Source organism: Mesorhizobium sp. ZC-5 (assembly GCF_025753855.1).
In the GTDB taxonomy this organism is placed as follows: Bacteria; Pseudomonadota; Alphaproteobacteria; order Rhizobiales; family Rhizobiaceae; genus Neomesorhizobium.
Genome location: NZ_JAOWPT010000001.1, coordinates 358842 through 372786, shown reverse-complemented (window position 1 = coordinate 372786; position 13945 = coordinate 358842). Strand labels below are relative to the sequence as shown.

General features: G+C 62.2%; 17 protein-coding genes, 1 pseudogene and 1 riboswitch. Of the genes and pseudogenes, 11 read left to right on the top strand and 7 right to left on the bottom strand.

Going from position 1 to position 13945, the window contains the following annotated elements; translation table 11 throughout:
* Positions 1–71 precede the first annotated feature (71 nt).
* On the bottom strand, positions 72–299 hold the full coding sequence (locus OHD58_RS01710; protein ID WP_263801314.1) for a hypothetical protein: 228 nt from the start codon (positions 297–299) through the stop codon (positions 72–74).
* Between the two features lie 231 nt (positions 300–530).
* Between OHD58_RS01710 and OHD58_RS01705 the strand changes: the two genes are divergently transcribed.
* Entirely contained in the window at positions 531–851 is a 321-nt protein-coding gene (locus tag OHD58_RS01705) for a DUF1330 domain-containing protein (RefSeq protein WP_263801313.1), read from the top strand.
* A gap of 141 nt (positions 852–992) precedes the next feature.
* On the opposite strand, the gene metA is transcribed toward OHD58_RS01705, so the two are convergent.
* A complete protein-coding gene (gene metA / locus OHD58_RS01700) occupies positions 993–1943 on the bottom strand; it encodes a homoserine O-acetyltransferase MetA (protein ID WP_263801312.1) in 951 nt (316 codons plus the stop codon).
* 55 nt (positions 1944–1998) lie between these two features.
* Positions 1999–2076: riboswitch (SAM riboswitch) on the bottom strand.
* Between the two features lie 77 nt (positions 2077–2153).
* Between metA and hisC the strand changes: the two genes are divergently transcribed.
* Together hisC and OHD58_RS01690 are read left to right on the top strand one after the other, a co-directional pair.
* A complete protein-coding gene (hisC, locus tag OHD58_RS01695; protein WP_263801311.1) occupies positions 2154–3257 on the top strand; it encodes a histidinol-phosphate transaminase in 1104 nt (367 codons plus the stop codon).
* 3 nt (positions 3258–3260) lie between these two features.
* On the top strand, positions 3261–4214 hold the full coding sequence (locus OHD58_RS01690; RefSeq protein ID WP_263801310.1) for a prephenate/arogenate dehydrogenase family protein: 954 nt from the start codon (positions 3261–3263) through the stop codon (positions 4212–4214).
* Here OHD58_RS01690 and OHD58_RS01685 read toward each other — a convergent pair.
* Entirely contained in the window at positions 4209–5204 is a 996-nt protein-coding gene (locus OHD58_RS01685; RefSeq protein ID WP_263801309.1) for a DUF2125 domain-containing protein, read from the bottom strand. The two genes, OHD58_RS01690 and OHD58_RS01685, sit on opposite strands and share 6 nt — an antisense overlap.
* A gap of 98 nt (positions 5205–5302) precedes the next feature.
* Here OHD58_RS01685 and OHD58_RS01680 point away from each other — a divergent pair, with 98 nt between their 5' ends.
* The 4 genes and pseudogenes from OHD58_RS01680 to OHD58_RS01665 all read left to right on the top strand — a co-directional run bounded on the left by OHD58_RS01680 (position 5303) and on the right by OHD58_RS01665 (position 7996).
* Positions 5303–5821, top strand: a complete 519-nt coding sequence (locus OHD58_RS01680; protein WP_263801585.1) for a gamma-glutamylcyclotransferase — start codon at positions 5303–5305, stop codon at positions 5819–5821.
* Positions 5822–5911: 90 nt separating this feature from the next.
* Positions 5912–6493, top strand: coding sequence for a demethoxyubiquinone hydroxylase family protein (locus OHD58_RS01675; protein WP_263801308.1), 582 nt, complete (start codon positions 5912–5914; stop codon positions 6491–6493).
* A gap of 148 nt (positions 6494–6641) precedes the next feature.
* Positions 6642–7205, top strand: a pseudogene (locus OHD58_RS01670) (methylated-DNA--[protein]-cysteine S-methyltransferase); the annotation flags it as partial.
* Positions 7206–7624: 419 nt separating this feature from the next.
* Positions 7625–7996 (top strand): hypothetical protein, encoded by a 372-nt coding sequence (locus tag OHD58_RS01665; protein WP_263801307.1) that lies wholly within the window; start codon positions 7625–7627, stop codon positions 7994–7996.
* 36 nt (positions 7997–8032) lie between these two features.
* Here the strand turns inward: OHD58_RS01665 and OHD58_RS01660 are convergent, their stop codons facing one another.
* From OHD58_RS01660 to ftsE, 4 genes are all read right to left on the bottom strand, one after another.
* Positions 8033–8827, bottom strand: coding sequence for a lysophospholipid acyltransferase family protein (locus tag OHD58_RS01660; RefSeq protein ID WP_263801306.1), 795 nt, complete (start codon positions 8825–8827; stop codon positions 8033–8035).
* A 102-nt stretch (positions 8828–8929) separates the two neighbouring features.
* On the bottom strand, positions 8930–9565 hold the full coding sequence (locus tag OHD58_RS01655) for a YdcF family protein (protein WP_263801305.1): 636 nt from the start codon (positions 9563–9565) through the stop codon (positions 8930–8932).
* A 189-nt stretch (positions 9566–9754) separates the two neighbouring features.
* Positions 9755–10732 (bottom strand): cell division protein FtsX, encoded by a 978-nt coding sequence (locus tag OHD58_RS01650; RefSeq protein ID WP_263801304.1) that lies wholly within the window; start codon positions 10730–10732, stop codon positions 9755–9757.
* Positions 10725–11384: a cell division ATP-binding protein FtsE gene (gene ftsE, locus OHD58_RS01645; RefSeq protein WP_263801303.1), complete on the bottom strand. Its 660-nt coding sequence runs from the start codon at positions 11382–11384 to the stop codon at positions 10725–10727. Before ftsE ends, OHD58_RS01650 begins: the two co-directional genes overlap by 8 nt.
* A gap of 103 nt (positions 11385–11487) precedes the next feature.
* On the opposite strand from ftsE, the gene OHD58_RS01640 reads away from it, so the two are divergent.
* From OHD58_RS01640 to OHD58_RS01625, 4 genes are all read left to right on the top strand, one after another.
* A complete protein-coding gene (locus tag OHD58_RS01640) occupies positions 11488–12216 on the top strand; it encodes a hypothetical protein (RefSeq protein ID WP_263801302.1) in 729 nt (242 codons plus the stop codon).
* A gap of 16 nt (positions 12217–12232) precedes the next feature.
* On the top strand, positions 12233–12775 hold the full coding sequence (gene hpt, locus OHD58_RS01635) for a hypoxanthine phosphoribosyltransferase (protein ID WP_263801301.1): 543 nt from the start codon (positions 12233–12235) through the stop codon (positions 12773–12775).
* A gap of 89 nt (positions 12776–12864) precedes the next feature.
* Entirely contained in the window at positions 12865–13227 is a 363-nt protein-coding gene (locus OHD58_RS01630; protein ID WP_263801300.1) for a response regulator, read from the top strand.
* Positions 13220–13873 (top strand): glutathione S-transferase family protein, encoded by a 654-nt coding sequence (locus tag OHD58_RS01625; protein WP_263801299.1) that lies wholly within the window; start codon positions 13220–13222, stop codon positions 13871–13873. Before OHD58_RS01630 ends, OHD58_RS01625 begins: the two co-directional genes overlap by 8 nt.
* Positions 13874–13945 lie beyond the last annotated feature (72 nt).

Genomic DNA, 13945 nt, shown 5'->3' with positions numbered 1-13945 from the left:
GCGTGTGCTGTTCGGGTCGGTCGCTACTGACGATCCCGGACGGCAGTTGACCGGGGCGGATGTTGTCGATTTCAGATCAGTACCGCGACCTGGCCCCTCATTCTTGAGAGCGGCGGCACGTGATGGTCGTCCCGAAGCACGATCCGTTCCTGCCTTGCCTTTGACCGGATCGCCGGTGGCGTGCGGCCGAGCTGCAGCGCGATTTCGCCGACGGGTGTCCTGGCGGCGGCCATGCGCTTGAGATCCTTTATCTCTGCTGGGCTCCAAAGCGCGTAGTGGCTGATGAGGACTCGATTCATTGCTTCCTCCAATGGAATGGCAAGAAGCAATTATGCCGTGACAGGAGCGTGATAGTCGCCCGGGCGGAAACACTGATCTGTGGATAGAAGAAATTCAAGCCGGGAAAATGAGGATCCTTCGATGTCGAGCGAATTGATTACCTCCGATGTAATCGCCTGCATCCAGCGCGTCGGGCATTGTCAGCGCCAGGAAGCTCGTTGTCGGCTTCGTCACGAACAGGAGAGCAAGTCATGTCGGCGTACGGAATAGCCCATCTGCGCAACGTCAATCTGGGACCTGAAATCGTTGAATATCTGCAACGTATCGATGCGACGCTTGAACCGTTCGGTGGTCGTTTCATCATCCATGGCGGTGAAAAGGATGTACTGGAAGGCAGTTGGCCGGGCGATGTCATCGTCATCGAATTTCCCGATCGGGCAAACGCCCGTGAGTGGTACGATTCGCCGGCCTACCGCGAGATATTGGCGTTGCGCGCCGACCATTCCGACGGCGATCTGATGATTGTCGACGGCGTCCCGACCGACCACAAGGCGATCGAGGTACTGGGATGATTGAACGGCGGGCGTGACCGGAGTTATCGCCGCAGCAAGAAGACCGCCTGCTGGCCAAAGAAGCTCCAGAGCCACCACGGCATCGACAGGCCGATCTTCTAGCTCGCGCCATTCAGTGCCGTGGCGCTTTGTCGATGGCGGTCACAAGACAGCTTGCGACATGGCGGGTTGGAGAATTTTGCCGATCTCCTCGAGATCGTAGGGCGTCGTCTGGTAAACCTGATTGATCCAGTTGCCGAACAGCAGATGGGCGTGCGAGCGCCAGCGGTTGAGCGGCGGGCGGGCCGGATCGTCGTCGGGGTAATAGTCGTGCGGCACCGCGATCGGCACGCCGGCCGCCACGTCGCGGTCGTACTCTTCCTTGAGCGAGGTGGAATCGTACTCGATATGGTTGAAGACATAGAGCCGGTTGGCGGTCTTTTCGGCCAGCAGGCATGGCCCGGTCTGATCCGATTCCATCAGCAGTTCGAGGCTTGAACCGGCGGGAATATCGGCGGCGCGAACCTCTGTCCAGCGCGAGACGGGAATGGCGAAGTCGTCGGAGAAGCCGGCGAGATAGGGCGAGGCGGGCGCATTGTTGCCGTGGCGGAAGACGCCGAAGGCCTTTTTTTCCAGCGTATGCTTGGGAATGCCGTGGAAATGCCAGGCCGCCGCCATCGCCCCCCAGCAGATGAAGAAGGAGGAGTGGACGTTGGTGGTGGTCCAGTCGAGAATGCGCGTCAGTTCGTTCCAATAGGTGACCTGCTCGAACGGCAGAAGTTCGATTGGCGCGCCGGTGATGATGAAGCCGTCGAACTTGCGCTCCGCCACTTCCTCCCAGGTCTGGTAGAAGGTGATGAGGTGGTCCTCGGGCGTGTTCTTGGCGATATGATTGCCGACGCGCACCAGGGTCAACTCCACCTGCAACGGCGTGGCGCCCAGTAGCCGCGCGATCTGCGTCTCCGTACGAATCTTGTTAGGCATAAGGTTCAGGAGGCCGATCTGCATCGGGCGGATATCTTGGCGCAGCGCGGTGCGTTCGTCCATGACCGAGACGCCCTCATGCACCAGCACGTCGCGGGCAGGGAGCTGATTGGGAATCATGATCGGCATAACGCTGCCTCCAAAACAAAAAACCGGTCGCGAAAGTCGCGCCCGGTCCAAACGGCTTGTCGTGCCGACGGCCCTTTAGCGACTTTTTTAACGTGGCTGCAAGCCGACCGGCCAAATCACCACGGAACGCGCAACGTTTAGGACCGTCCGCCCTTTGCGTCAACGGAAAAGCTTTGGTAGAGCAAGCGGCCATTCTGGAAAGAGCCGACCATGAACGAAGTGCTGCGCCCCGAACCGCGACAAGGTGTGATGGATATCGCCGCCTATGTACCGGGCAAGAGCGCTGCCCCGGCGGGTGTCGCCAAGGTCCACAAGCTCTCCTCCAACGAGAATCCGTTCGGTGCCCCTGCGGCGGCAATCGAGGCGGTGCGCGAGGCTGCCGGCCATCTTGAATATTATCCTGACGGTTCGGCGACCAAGCTTCGCGAAGCGATCGCAGAGGTACATGGCCTCAACCCGGCGAACATCCTCTGCTCCAACGGTTCCGACGAGCTGCTGGGCTTGATCGCCCAGACATATCTGTCGCCGGGCGACGAAGGCATTTTCACCGAGCATGGCTTCCTGGTCTACAAGATCCAGATACTTGCCGCAGGCGGCACGCCAGTCGTCGTCAAGGAAATGGACGAGCGTGCCGATGTCGATGCCATCCTGGCCGCGGTAACGAAGCGCACCAAGCTCGTCTTCATTGCCAACCCGAACAACCCGACCGGCACCTATCTGCCGTTCGAGGAAGTGCGCCGCCTGCATGCCGGCCTGCCAAGAGGTGTCATCCTGGTGCTTGACGCGGCCTATGCAGAATATGTCCGCCGCAACGACTACGAGTCCGGCATCGAGCTCGTTTCGTCGTCGCCGAATGTGGTGATGACACGGACTTTCTCGAAAATATTCGGGTTGGCCGGCATCCGCATCGGTTGGATCTACGCGCCGTCTCCTATCATCGACGCACTGAACCGCGTGCGCGGGCCATTCAACGTCAATTCCGCGGCGATCGAGGCCGGTGCGGCTGCCGTGCGCGACCGTGCCCATGTCGAGCGCTCGATCGCGCACAATGAGCAGTGGTTGGGGTGGCTCACGCAGGAACTGACGCAAATCGGATTGCGGGTGACGCCGAGCGTCGGCAACTTCGTGCTCGTCCATTTCCCACAGAATGGCGGCCATTCGGCAGAGATGGCGGACGCCTATCTCTCGGCGCGCGGTTATATCCTGCGCCGGGTCGCCGCTTACGGCTTCCCGAATGCGCTCCGCCTCACCATCGGCGCCGAGGACGCCAATCGCGGCGTTGTCGCCGCGCTCACCGAGTTCCTGAAAAGCTGAAAAATGTTCAAACCCCTGTTTGAGAAGATCGCCCTGGTCGGCATCGGCCTGATAGGCTCGTCGCTGGCGCGGGTCATCCGCCGCGAGGGCCTGGCTGGGCAGGTATCCATCGCGACACGCAGCCCGGCCACGCTGGCGCGCGCCGCCGAACTGGGGCTAGGCGACACCTATTCGACGGATGCCGTGGTCGCCGTGCAGGATGCCGATCTGGTCATCGTCTCGGTTCCCGTGGGCTCTTCCGGCGCGGTCGCCGGCGAAATCGCGCCGGCGCTGAAGCCGGGCGCGATCGTCACCGACGTTGGCTCAACCAAGCGTTCCGTCATCGCGCAGATGCAGCCGTTGATGCCGGAAAATGTGCATTTCATTCCCGGTCATCCGCTCGCCGGCACCGAGAAATCCGGGCCGGATGCGGGCTTCGCCGATCTCTTCGAGAACCGCTGGTGTATCTTTACACCACTGCCCGGCACCGATCCGGAAGCACTGGAACGGCTGTCGGAATTCTGGCGCCGCTGCGGCTCCAACATCGACACCATGGACGCCGACCATCACGACATGGTGCTGGCCATCGTCTCGCACCTGCCGCACATCATCGCCTACAACATCGTCGGTACCGCAGACGACCTGGAGACGGTCACCAAATCCGAGGTCATCAAATACTCGGCGTCGGGCTTTCGCGATTTCACCCGCCTGGCGGCCTCCGACCCGACGATGTGGCGCGATGTCTGCCTGCACAACAAAGACGCCATCCTGGAGATGCTGGCGCGGTTTTCCGAGGACCTCGCTTCGCTGCAGCGGGCGATCCGCTGGGGCGACGGCGACAAGCTGTTCGACATGTTCACCCGCACCCGCGCCGTGCGGCGCTCCATCATCGATGCCGGCCAGGAAATCGACGTGCCGGATTTCGGCCGCCAGGCGGTCGAGCACCCGGGCGCCCCGGCGCCCGTCGGCAAATCATGACAGCGGCGGGATATCGCCGAGCGGGATGAAGCCGAGCACGGCTTTGCCCCTGGAGATTTTGAGCGGCATCGATGGCGCGTTGCCGAGCAACGCCAAGCCGGCGAAGCCGGTGTTGATCTGAGAGGCTGCCTCCGGGAACGCCGTGGCAAGGGCCGCCGCGACACCTTTCGGATCGCGCATGCTGACTTTCAGATCGGCGTCGAGCAATCCGTCGGCGCCGACCGAGAACGTCCCGCTCAATGCGACGCCGGTTTCCGGGCTTGTCGACAGGTCGAGATTGCGGATCGTGCCCGACTGGCCGCGCAGGCTACTTGCCTTCGTCTCCACCAGTTTCACGCCGTTTGCCAGCGTCGCGTCGCCGGAACCGCCCAGCACCGGCAGCGTGCGTCCGCCCACGGTTGCCGGGTCGATCTGCAGGCCGACAAAATTGCCGGCCCAATCGAGGTCTGCGCCATTGGGCCGCAGATGTCCTTCGACATGGTTGGCGCTGAACAGCATCACCGGATCGCCATCCTCCGGATCGGTCTGGCCGGAAAAGGCATCCGCCTCGACTGATAGAAACTGCGGCAGCGGCCTGGCAAGGCGCGCGCTGGCACGCAGGTTGTCCCAGTCGAGCCACAGCGGCGGCATGCCCGGCAGAGTGGTCCGCAACGGTCCCCGCAGTTCGGCGATGACGCGCATCGGCTCGTAGACCTGCGCCGCCGTCACCAGGCTGCCGGCGGTTGCGACGATATTGCGGGCGGGGTCGGCGTAGCCGAGACTGTCGCAATAGAGGCCGAGCCGGAACGGATAGCCGCGCACCACCGGATTGGCGCATTCGGCGGTGACGCCGTCGCGGTTTAGCAACGCGATGGTAGCGTTGACCCGCTCGGTCACGCGATCGGCCAGATAGAACCAGCCGGCGGTGTACGCGCCGATCAGGATGACGATGAATGTCGCAAGCCAGAAGAAGCGGCGGGAGTAGTTGGGATTGGCCTTGCTTGACGGCATGCTGCGGCTCTCGCTAACGCTGGGGCGGGATGGCCGATCCGCCAACCCGGTTCTGGAATCGGCAAGCATTGCCGTTACTCGTGATCAGGCTTGGCGATATGGGCGATTTTTGGGTTTTTGGCTATGGATCGCTGATCTGGCGGCCGGGTTTTGCCCATACGGAGACGCATCGCGCCCGCCTGCACGGTTTCCGCCGCGCGCTTTGCGTCTATTCCTGGGTGCATCGCGGCACCGAGAAGCGGCCCGGCCTGGTGCTTGGCCTCGACCGTGGCGGTTCCTGCATAGGCTTGGCGTTCCGCGTGCCGGGCGAACTGCGCGAGGAGGTCGTCGCCTATCTGCGCGAACGCGAACTGGTTACCAACGTCTATCTGGAGCGCACGCTGTCCGTCCGGCTCGATTCCGGCGAGACGGTTCAGGCGCTCTGCTACATCGTCGACCGGGCGCATCCCCAATATGCCGGCGGGCTCGACGAGGCGGAGGCAGCGGCGGTGGTCATGGGCGCTGTCGGGCAATCCGGCGTCAACGAGGACTATGTTCGCAACACGGTCGAACACCTGAAGGCGCTCGACATCCGCGACCACTGGCTGGAGAAGGTGGCCAGGCTGGTGAGTGCATAAGCGGGACTGCGACAATTGTCACAGTCGACGAGGCAGGTCCGGGCCGCCGACATTGTGCTCGGATTTGTCCATAGTCGCTGGGAGACGGAAATGTCACGGCTCGTTCGCGAGGATCAAGTCACCGTTCGCCGTGTCCTCAAGGTCAATCATGCGGGCGAGACGGGTGCCATCAAGATCTATGCCGCGCAGATCGCTGTCGCCAGGCGGCTATTCCCTTACATCGTTCCCGAACTCGACCAGATGCGGCTCGACGAGATCGACCATTGCCGGCTGTTTCGCGACGCGATGCCGTCGCGCGATGCGCGACCCTGCCGCATCATGGCGTTGTGGAGCCTTGGCGGCTATGTGTTGGGAGCGATGACGGCACTCATGGGCGAGCGCATGGTTTGGATCTGCACGGAAGCCGTCGAAAGCACCGTCCATCAGCACCTTGAGGAGCAGCTGCACTTCCTCGCTTCGCGCGACGCCGACCTTCACGCGCTGATTAGTTCGATCCAGGAACAGGAGATCGCGCATCTGCGCGAAGCCCAAAGGCGTCAGGACGGTCAGGGATGGCTTCATGCCGTGAGCGTGCGGATCATCGGTTTTCTCACCGATCTCATGATCTGGCTCTCGACTTGGGGCGACAGCACCTGGATGCGGCGTGAACTTGCGGCGGCGCGCAGCGCATAAATCGGGTGTCGCCGCCAGCGGCTCATAAGTATGTCAGCAGTGAACAATCGGCGCTCGTTTTCGGCGGGCGGCTCGAAGCGACTCGCGGTATTGAGGCGGCATGCTGTTCGAAAAACCAAGCGACGACGTTCTCTACGATCTCGCCCTGCGCGATGCCGTCGCGCGGCTGCTCGGCGACACCCCGCCGAAACTGCGCGGCAAGACGCTGCTCAAGGCCGACTTCATCGAAACGCCGATCGGTCCGATGGTCGCCATCGCCGACGACCACGCACTGCATATTCTTGAGTTCCTGGAGCGCAAGGCGCTGGCGACCGAAGTGAAGAAACTATGGGAGGCGACCGGCTCGGCCGTTGTGTTCGGAAGAACCGGCCCGATCGACCGGATCGAAGCCGAACTCGCCGCTTATTTCGTGGGCAATTCCGTCGCTTTCGACACCAGGTTGGCGCCGCTGGGCACACCGTTCGAACGGCAGGTCTGGGATATGCTCAGGGAAATACCGGCCAGCTCCACCTCGAGTTACTCAGGCCTCGCCGCCGGCATGGGCAAGCCGGCCGCGGTGCGCGCCGTCGGTCGCGCCAACGGCGCCAATCCCATCGCCATCGTCATCCCGTGCCACCGCGTCGTCGGCGCCGGCGGCGAACTCACCGGGTACGGCGGCGGATTGTGGCGGAAAAGCTGGCTGCTGGAGCATGAACGGCGAATGGCGCGATAGCGCCGATCCCTTCAAAACGCGGCACCGAAGGTTACACATCCTTCAGGCGAGTCGAATACTTTCCCACCATTGACGATTGGTGGCGGGCGCACGGGGTGGTTTCGTTTTTTCGTCTCTGGGCGATGGTTCTCGGCTTGCCGATGCTGGCGGGCTGTGGCCTTTGGGATGAGGAAAGTTGGCGGCAGAGGGTCTCGTCGAGGTCGAGACGCCGCAGGGTCTCGTCACCGGTGAATCCGTCCAGTCCGTCGAATTCTCCATCGCCCGGTTTTCAGTGCCCGACGGACCGGATCGCAGTCTTAGGGCGAGGCGGTCGTCGTCGAACTGGGTTTGGCCGGCGTGCTGTTTGCGCTTTTGAAAGGCGAAAAGCATTTCGGCGACGCTGGCAATTTGGCGCCGATCGCTTTTTCCGGCCTCGATGTGTGCAACCGGGTTACACGTCTCAAACGGCCATCAAAAAGGTGCTCGCAACGCCACCCGGTACGCGTGCGGTGCTTCCCAGAGAAGCTTATCCGCTGCTGGTCACCTTCACCAACATCGCCGACCCGAATACCGTCATGCGGGTCGATCCCGACGATCTCGCTGCAACATTCGGTCTAGGCGTCTCGCTGAAGCGCATCACGCTCGAGACCACGGATTCGGAAGTCACCAGTAAGGCCGCGAAAGCATTACCTTGGATCTGTTCGCTTCTCGAAAAGCGGGCTCGTCTCAACGGAAAAACGGGTCCAATTTCGGATAACGAGCTATCAAACAATCTCGGCGCCGGTCATTTCAGGACGGAGAAGTGTACGTGATGTTGTCGAGCGTGATCTCTAGGTAGCGCACTCCAATCACCCCTTCACCTTCACTCCCAACTCCCCCAGCCTCCGCACCGCTGTCGGCGGCAATGCCGGCGGGTTGGAGCCGGTCGCGGCGTCGATCAGGTACTGGTCGCAGGCGGCTTCCGTTTCGCGGATCAGCCGTTCCATGAATTCTTCCTTGTCGAGACCCGGCGGGATCGGCGGCAGGAAACGCGCCTTGATGGTGCCGGGGAAACGCAGGAATTTTCGGCGCGGCCAGTAGAGCCCGGCGACATGGGCGACCGGCACCACCGGCACGCCGAGTTGCGCATAAAGCTCGACGATGCCGTATTTGTAGTTGGGCACGTCGCCAGGCGCGCGCCTGGTGCCTTCCGGATAGATGATGAGTTGCCGGCTGTTGCGCGCCAGTTCCTCCTTGGTTGCCGCGACCGCCTTCTTCAGCGCCTTGGAGCGGCTGCCGCGATGCACCGGGATCATCCGCATCTTGGCGATGTACCAGCCAAAGAACGGGATCCACATCAGCTCGCGCTTGAGGATATAAAGCGCGTCGGGAATGTAGGGCAGGAAGGCGATGGTGTCCCAGAACGACTGGTGCTTCGGCGCCAGGATGTAGGAGCCCTGCGGCAGGTTCTCGATCCCGGTGATCTCGCTTTTCGTACCGGCGATCTTCTCCTGCAGCCACAGGCTGGTCGATGCCCAGAATTTCGGTACGAACCACGCCTTCGAGCGCGGCGCTAGGAAATAGAATGGCGTCCAGACGAGCATCTGGATGATGAGATTGGCGTAGAAGGCGACGTTGAATGCCAGCGAACGAATAACGAGCATGGATGTTGCCTGACCAAGGATGCGCGGGATTGGTTACACCAAGCCGCGCAAAAGGAAAACCGGCGCGACGCGCGGTCGTTCAGGCTGATGTGACAAGGATCTCTATTCGGATACAGCCGAGGCGTTCAACACGGTAATTTCGTGCGGCAGGCCGCTGGACGGCACGGCGCCGCGCGCCAGCGAGGCGAGGTATTTGGTGTATTCGGTGAACAGCACCCGCAACGCGTCCGGCTTGGTCATCCAGACACCATCATCGAGCCTGGTGTTGACCACCGGATATGGCCGAAGCTCGGCCGCGCCCAGCAGGCGGCCCATTTCGAGCAGGCTGCGCGGCATGTGATAGTTGTTGGTGACGAGGATCACGCTCTGGTAGGCGTGGCTCTGCACCCATTTGGCGCTCTCCTCGGCATTGCCGATGGTGTCGAGCGCCGCGTGATCGATGTCGACGCAGCAGCTGAACAAAGTCTCGTCACCGCCGGTGACAGCCTGCAAGTCGTGCAGATTGGCCCTCGGGTTGACACCGCTGATCAGCAACCTTTGCCCCTTGCCGGATTTCAGCAGGTCGAGTGCCGTGTCGAGCCGGGCCTGACCTCCTGTCAGCACGATGATCGCATCGGCTCCATCGACGTTCTTTGGTGGCGACAAATGGCTGACATGGTTGGCGAACCAGCCGAAACCGCCAGCAAAAAGAACGGCTGCGGCGAGGAAGGAAACAGCGGAGAACTTGAGAACGGTCAAAAAATTCCAGCGGGATGCACGCGCTTCTGCGCTTGTCCCCCCAGCAGGCCTGCTCAGAATCAGTCCCGGCGGCTCATGACCACTCATGCCCAATGGATACTCCCGATTCGCGGCAAATTGGCAAGCGGATTGACGGCCGCCCCGCACATATCATTACAGAATATTACCGATACGTGATTTAGCATTCGCTTAACCGCCTTCGGGATGGCGCATATCGATTTCCGAAAGATAAGACACCACGGTCATGTGCGATGTCGCTGCGGTAAGTGCCGCAATAACCATCACGATCAGGGCGACGCCGAGATAGCCGGCGGCGCCGATGGCGAAATTACCGAACAGCGCGGTTGCCTGGTCGGCTTGCGGGGTAGCCATGTTCATCGACGACCAGAACGAGAAGGCGATGAAGACGATGATCGCCGCGACGCCGCCGGCAACCGCGCCCTTCATGCCGGTCATCAGGAAGTGCTGGCGGAATTCTCGGGCAATGAAGCCTGCCTCGGCACCGACGAAGTGCAGCACCTCGATAATATGGCCATTGCCCGCCATGGCGCCGCGCGTCGCGAAAACCACCGAAAGCACGGTTGCGGACAGCATCAGTACCAGAACGGCCATGCCGATGGTCACCGTCGTGCGCGCCATGGCGACCAGCCTGTCGACCCAGGTGCGGTGGTCGTCCAGCGAAGCGCTAGGCAGTTCCTGCGCCAGTATAGTGCGCATCGCCGCAAAATCCGGTGGGCTCGCTTCATCGATGGTGACGATCACCAGCCGCGGCACCGGCAATTCGTCTATGTTCAAGCCGGAGCCGAGCCATGGTTCAAGCAGCCGCGCGGTCGCTTCACGGTCGACGATGCGGGCACCGCTGACGCCGGCAAAACCGGTGGCGATGCGTGCCGCCGTCTCCAGGGCCGCGTCCATGTCGAGGCCTTCGATCGGCTTGATCTGGATCGTTGCTTCACGGGCGATCTGGTTCTCCCACACCGAGGCGGTGTCGCGAACCAGTGTCACCGCGCCGAGCGTCAGGCATGACAGGAAGGTCATGATGGCGATGACGAAGACCAGCGCGTTGCCAACGACGTTCTGCTCCGGCACGATCGACGCAGTCTTGCGCTGCGCGCGCGTGCTGCCGTCCTTTGCCGCCGTACCGACTTCTTCGGGAAGCTCAGTCATAGATGTCGAGCCTGCCGCTGGAAAGGATCATCCGCCGCGCATCGACCTGCTCCATCAGGCCGAGGTCATGGGTGGCGATGACGACGGCCGTGCCCAGCCGGTTGAGTTCGATGAACAGCCTGAGCAGCCGCCGCGCTAGCGGCGGATCGACATTGCCGGTGGGCTCGTCGGCTAGGAGGATTTCCGGCTGCTCGATCAGCGCCCGCGCGATCGCCGCGCGCTGCTTCTCGCCGCCCGAAAGCACGGGCGGCAGCACATGCATGCGCTCGCCAAGGCCGACCCATTTCAGGAGTTCGGTGACATCGTTGCGGTAGCTTGCCTCCTCGCGGCCGCGTACGCGCAACGGCAGCGCGACATTCTCGTATGTCGTCATGTGGTCGAGCAACCGGAAGTCCTGGAACACGACGCCGATCCGCCGCCGGATCATCGGCAGTTCCTGTCGGGAGATGCGCGAGCGGTCCTTGCCGAAAACGGTAATCAGCCCGCGCGTCGGCTTCAGCGACAGAAACAGCAGCCGCAGCAACGTCGTCTTGCCGGCCCCGGAAGGGCCGCTAAGAAACTGGAAGGACCGATCAGGGATCTGGAACGAGATATCGCGGAGGATCTCCGGTCCCATTCCGTATCTCAGGCCGACATTTTCGAAGCGGATCACTCGGTGCTCGTTGGATGTTTCAGGGCTGCTTGTGGCCGCCGTTTCTTAAGAAATGACCATGGGTCCGCGTGGTTAATCATCGGTTAATTTCATATGCTCGACCATGCCGGAAGGCGCGTTTCGGTCGCGAAGCATTAACCATTTCGGTTTACCCCCGAAAGCGGGGATTCGAAAGGATGACTCGGCCCGCATGGCTGACGCGCGCAAGGCACGCTTGGTTTCCGGCGAAATCATGGCCACGGCGTCTGCCGGGGATGCTTCGGCGCGCCGCGCGCCGCGTTTCGATATCGTCGACGCCGAATTCGAAACAGTCGATCGCGAAACCGGCAAGTCCGTGACAGCGGTGCTGCCTTCCGCGGTTCCGAAGCCGGAGCCTGGTGCGACGGCCGGCATGGACATATTGCGTAAACGGCGGGAAGGCCGCCTGGCTTTCGGTTCGGTTCGCGGCGGACCGTTCTTCTGGACAGCCGGTCTCGCTCTCGCCGCCGCGGCTTTCTGGTTTTCCGGCGGGCACGCCTTGGTCTTGGATGCATCTGGCCCGATGCAGCGAGCGGCACAGCCCCTGCGCATCGCCTCGGTCAGCTCGCGCGTCGACACGTCCGGCGGCCGAATGATGCTGAACATCGATGGCGAGGCGGTGAACGATGGCGGCAAGCCACAGCCGATGCCCGCCCTGGACATCCGAGTGATGGGCAACGACGACGTCACCACCAGATACAATCTGGGGACATCGGGCAGTACGGTCGCCCCCGGGGAGAGATTCGCCTTTGCGAGCCGTCTTCCGGCGCCTAAAAACGGGGTTAAGTCCGTTTCGGTCACTTTCGGCCGCTAATACTGGGAAGACCATCATGCCTGTAGTTCGCGGCAAGGACATCGAAGTCCTGTTTTCGGCCTCGGCCATCGCCCGCCGCAATCTCGAACTGGCCAAGGAGATCGCCGGGCGCGACTACCATGATCTCCTGGTCATCTCGATCCTAAAGGGCTCGTTCATCTTCGCCGCCGACCTTATTCGCGCCATGCACGACACCGGCCTTTCGCCGGAGGTCGAATTCATCTTCATCTCCAGCTATGGCGCTGGCACCACCAGCGGCGAGGTCAGGGTGCTGCGCGACATCGACAACGAAGTCGCCGGTCGCGACGTTCTGCTGATCGACGATATCCTGGAATCGGGAAAGACGCTGAAATTCACCCGCGAGCTTATGCTCTCGCGCGGGGCGCGAAGCGTCTCCATCGCGGTCCTGCTCGACAAGCACACCCGACGGCAGACCGACCTTACTGCCGAGTTCGTCGGTTTCGAGTGCCCCGATTATTTCGTCGTCGGCTACGGCATGGATGTTGCCCACGCATTCCGCGAGTTGCCCTTCGTCGGCATCGTCAAGGGCGATGCCTGATAAGAAACCGGTAAGCATGCCGGGCCGACATCGCCCGAGCGCCGGCCGCGTTCAGGTATCGTCAAGAAATCACGGCCAGTATCCGCGCCATGGCAAAAATCCTGATCGTTGAGGACGACGAATCCGTCCGTACACTCGCTGCCCGCGCACTCGAACGCGCCGGACACGCAATCGAAACTGCCGACGATGGCGCTGCCGGCCTTGCCTGCATCCGCGCGTCGGGCGGCGGTTTCGATCTCGTCGTTTCAGATATCCGCATGCCCGAGATGGACGGCATCGAGATGGCGAAAGCGGCCGCATCGTCCTATCCGGGGCTGCGCATCATGCTGGTCACCGGCTATGCCGACCAGCGCGAGCGCGCGGAGGATCTGCGCGGCGTCATCGTGGATGTCGTGCAGAAGCCGTTCACCCTCGCCGAAATCCGCGATCGAGTGGTCCGGGCGCTTGCCTGATCCCACGGCACAAATCGTTCTCTACGGTTATCGCTACAGCGTCTATCTGCGTATCGTCCGCATGACGTTGCTCGAGAAGGGCATCGGCTGGACGCATGTCGAGATCGATCCATTCGCGAAGATCATTCCATCCGATTACCTGGCGCTGCACCCGTTCGGCCGTGTGCCGACACTCAAGCACGGCGATTTCGTGCTTTATGAGACCGCGGCGATCACCCGCTACGTTGACGAGGCCTTTGCCGGACCGCATCTGCAGCCGAGCGGACCGCAAGAGCGGGCGAGGATGAACCAGGTGATCGCGATCGCCGATTCCTATGGTTATTGGCCGATGGTGCGCCAGGTATTCTCGCCGCGCGTCTTCAATGCGGCGCTCGGCACGGTGCCGGATGAAAGCGTGATCGCCGAAGGCATCGCTAGATCGCATACAGTCCTTGGTGCACTCGAGAAGCTTGCCTCCGGCAGCCCGTTTCTCGCTGGTGACGCACTGACGCTCGCCGATATTCACCTTGCGGCGATGATGGCCTATTTCACCGCCGCCGAGGATGGCCGGACTGCTCTTTCCGCCTATCCGGGGCTGTCGGCATGGTGGGCTGGGATGAGCGGGCTTCAGTCGCTGATGGAGACCGATCCCGGACAGCCGTCCTAGGACAATCTCGTTACCGCGAAGGCAGGCAGATTCGAACCCGCCGGGCGATGTCGGCACATTATGGGACCCACT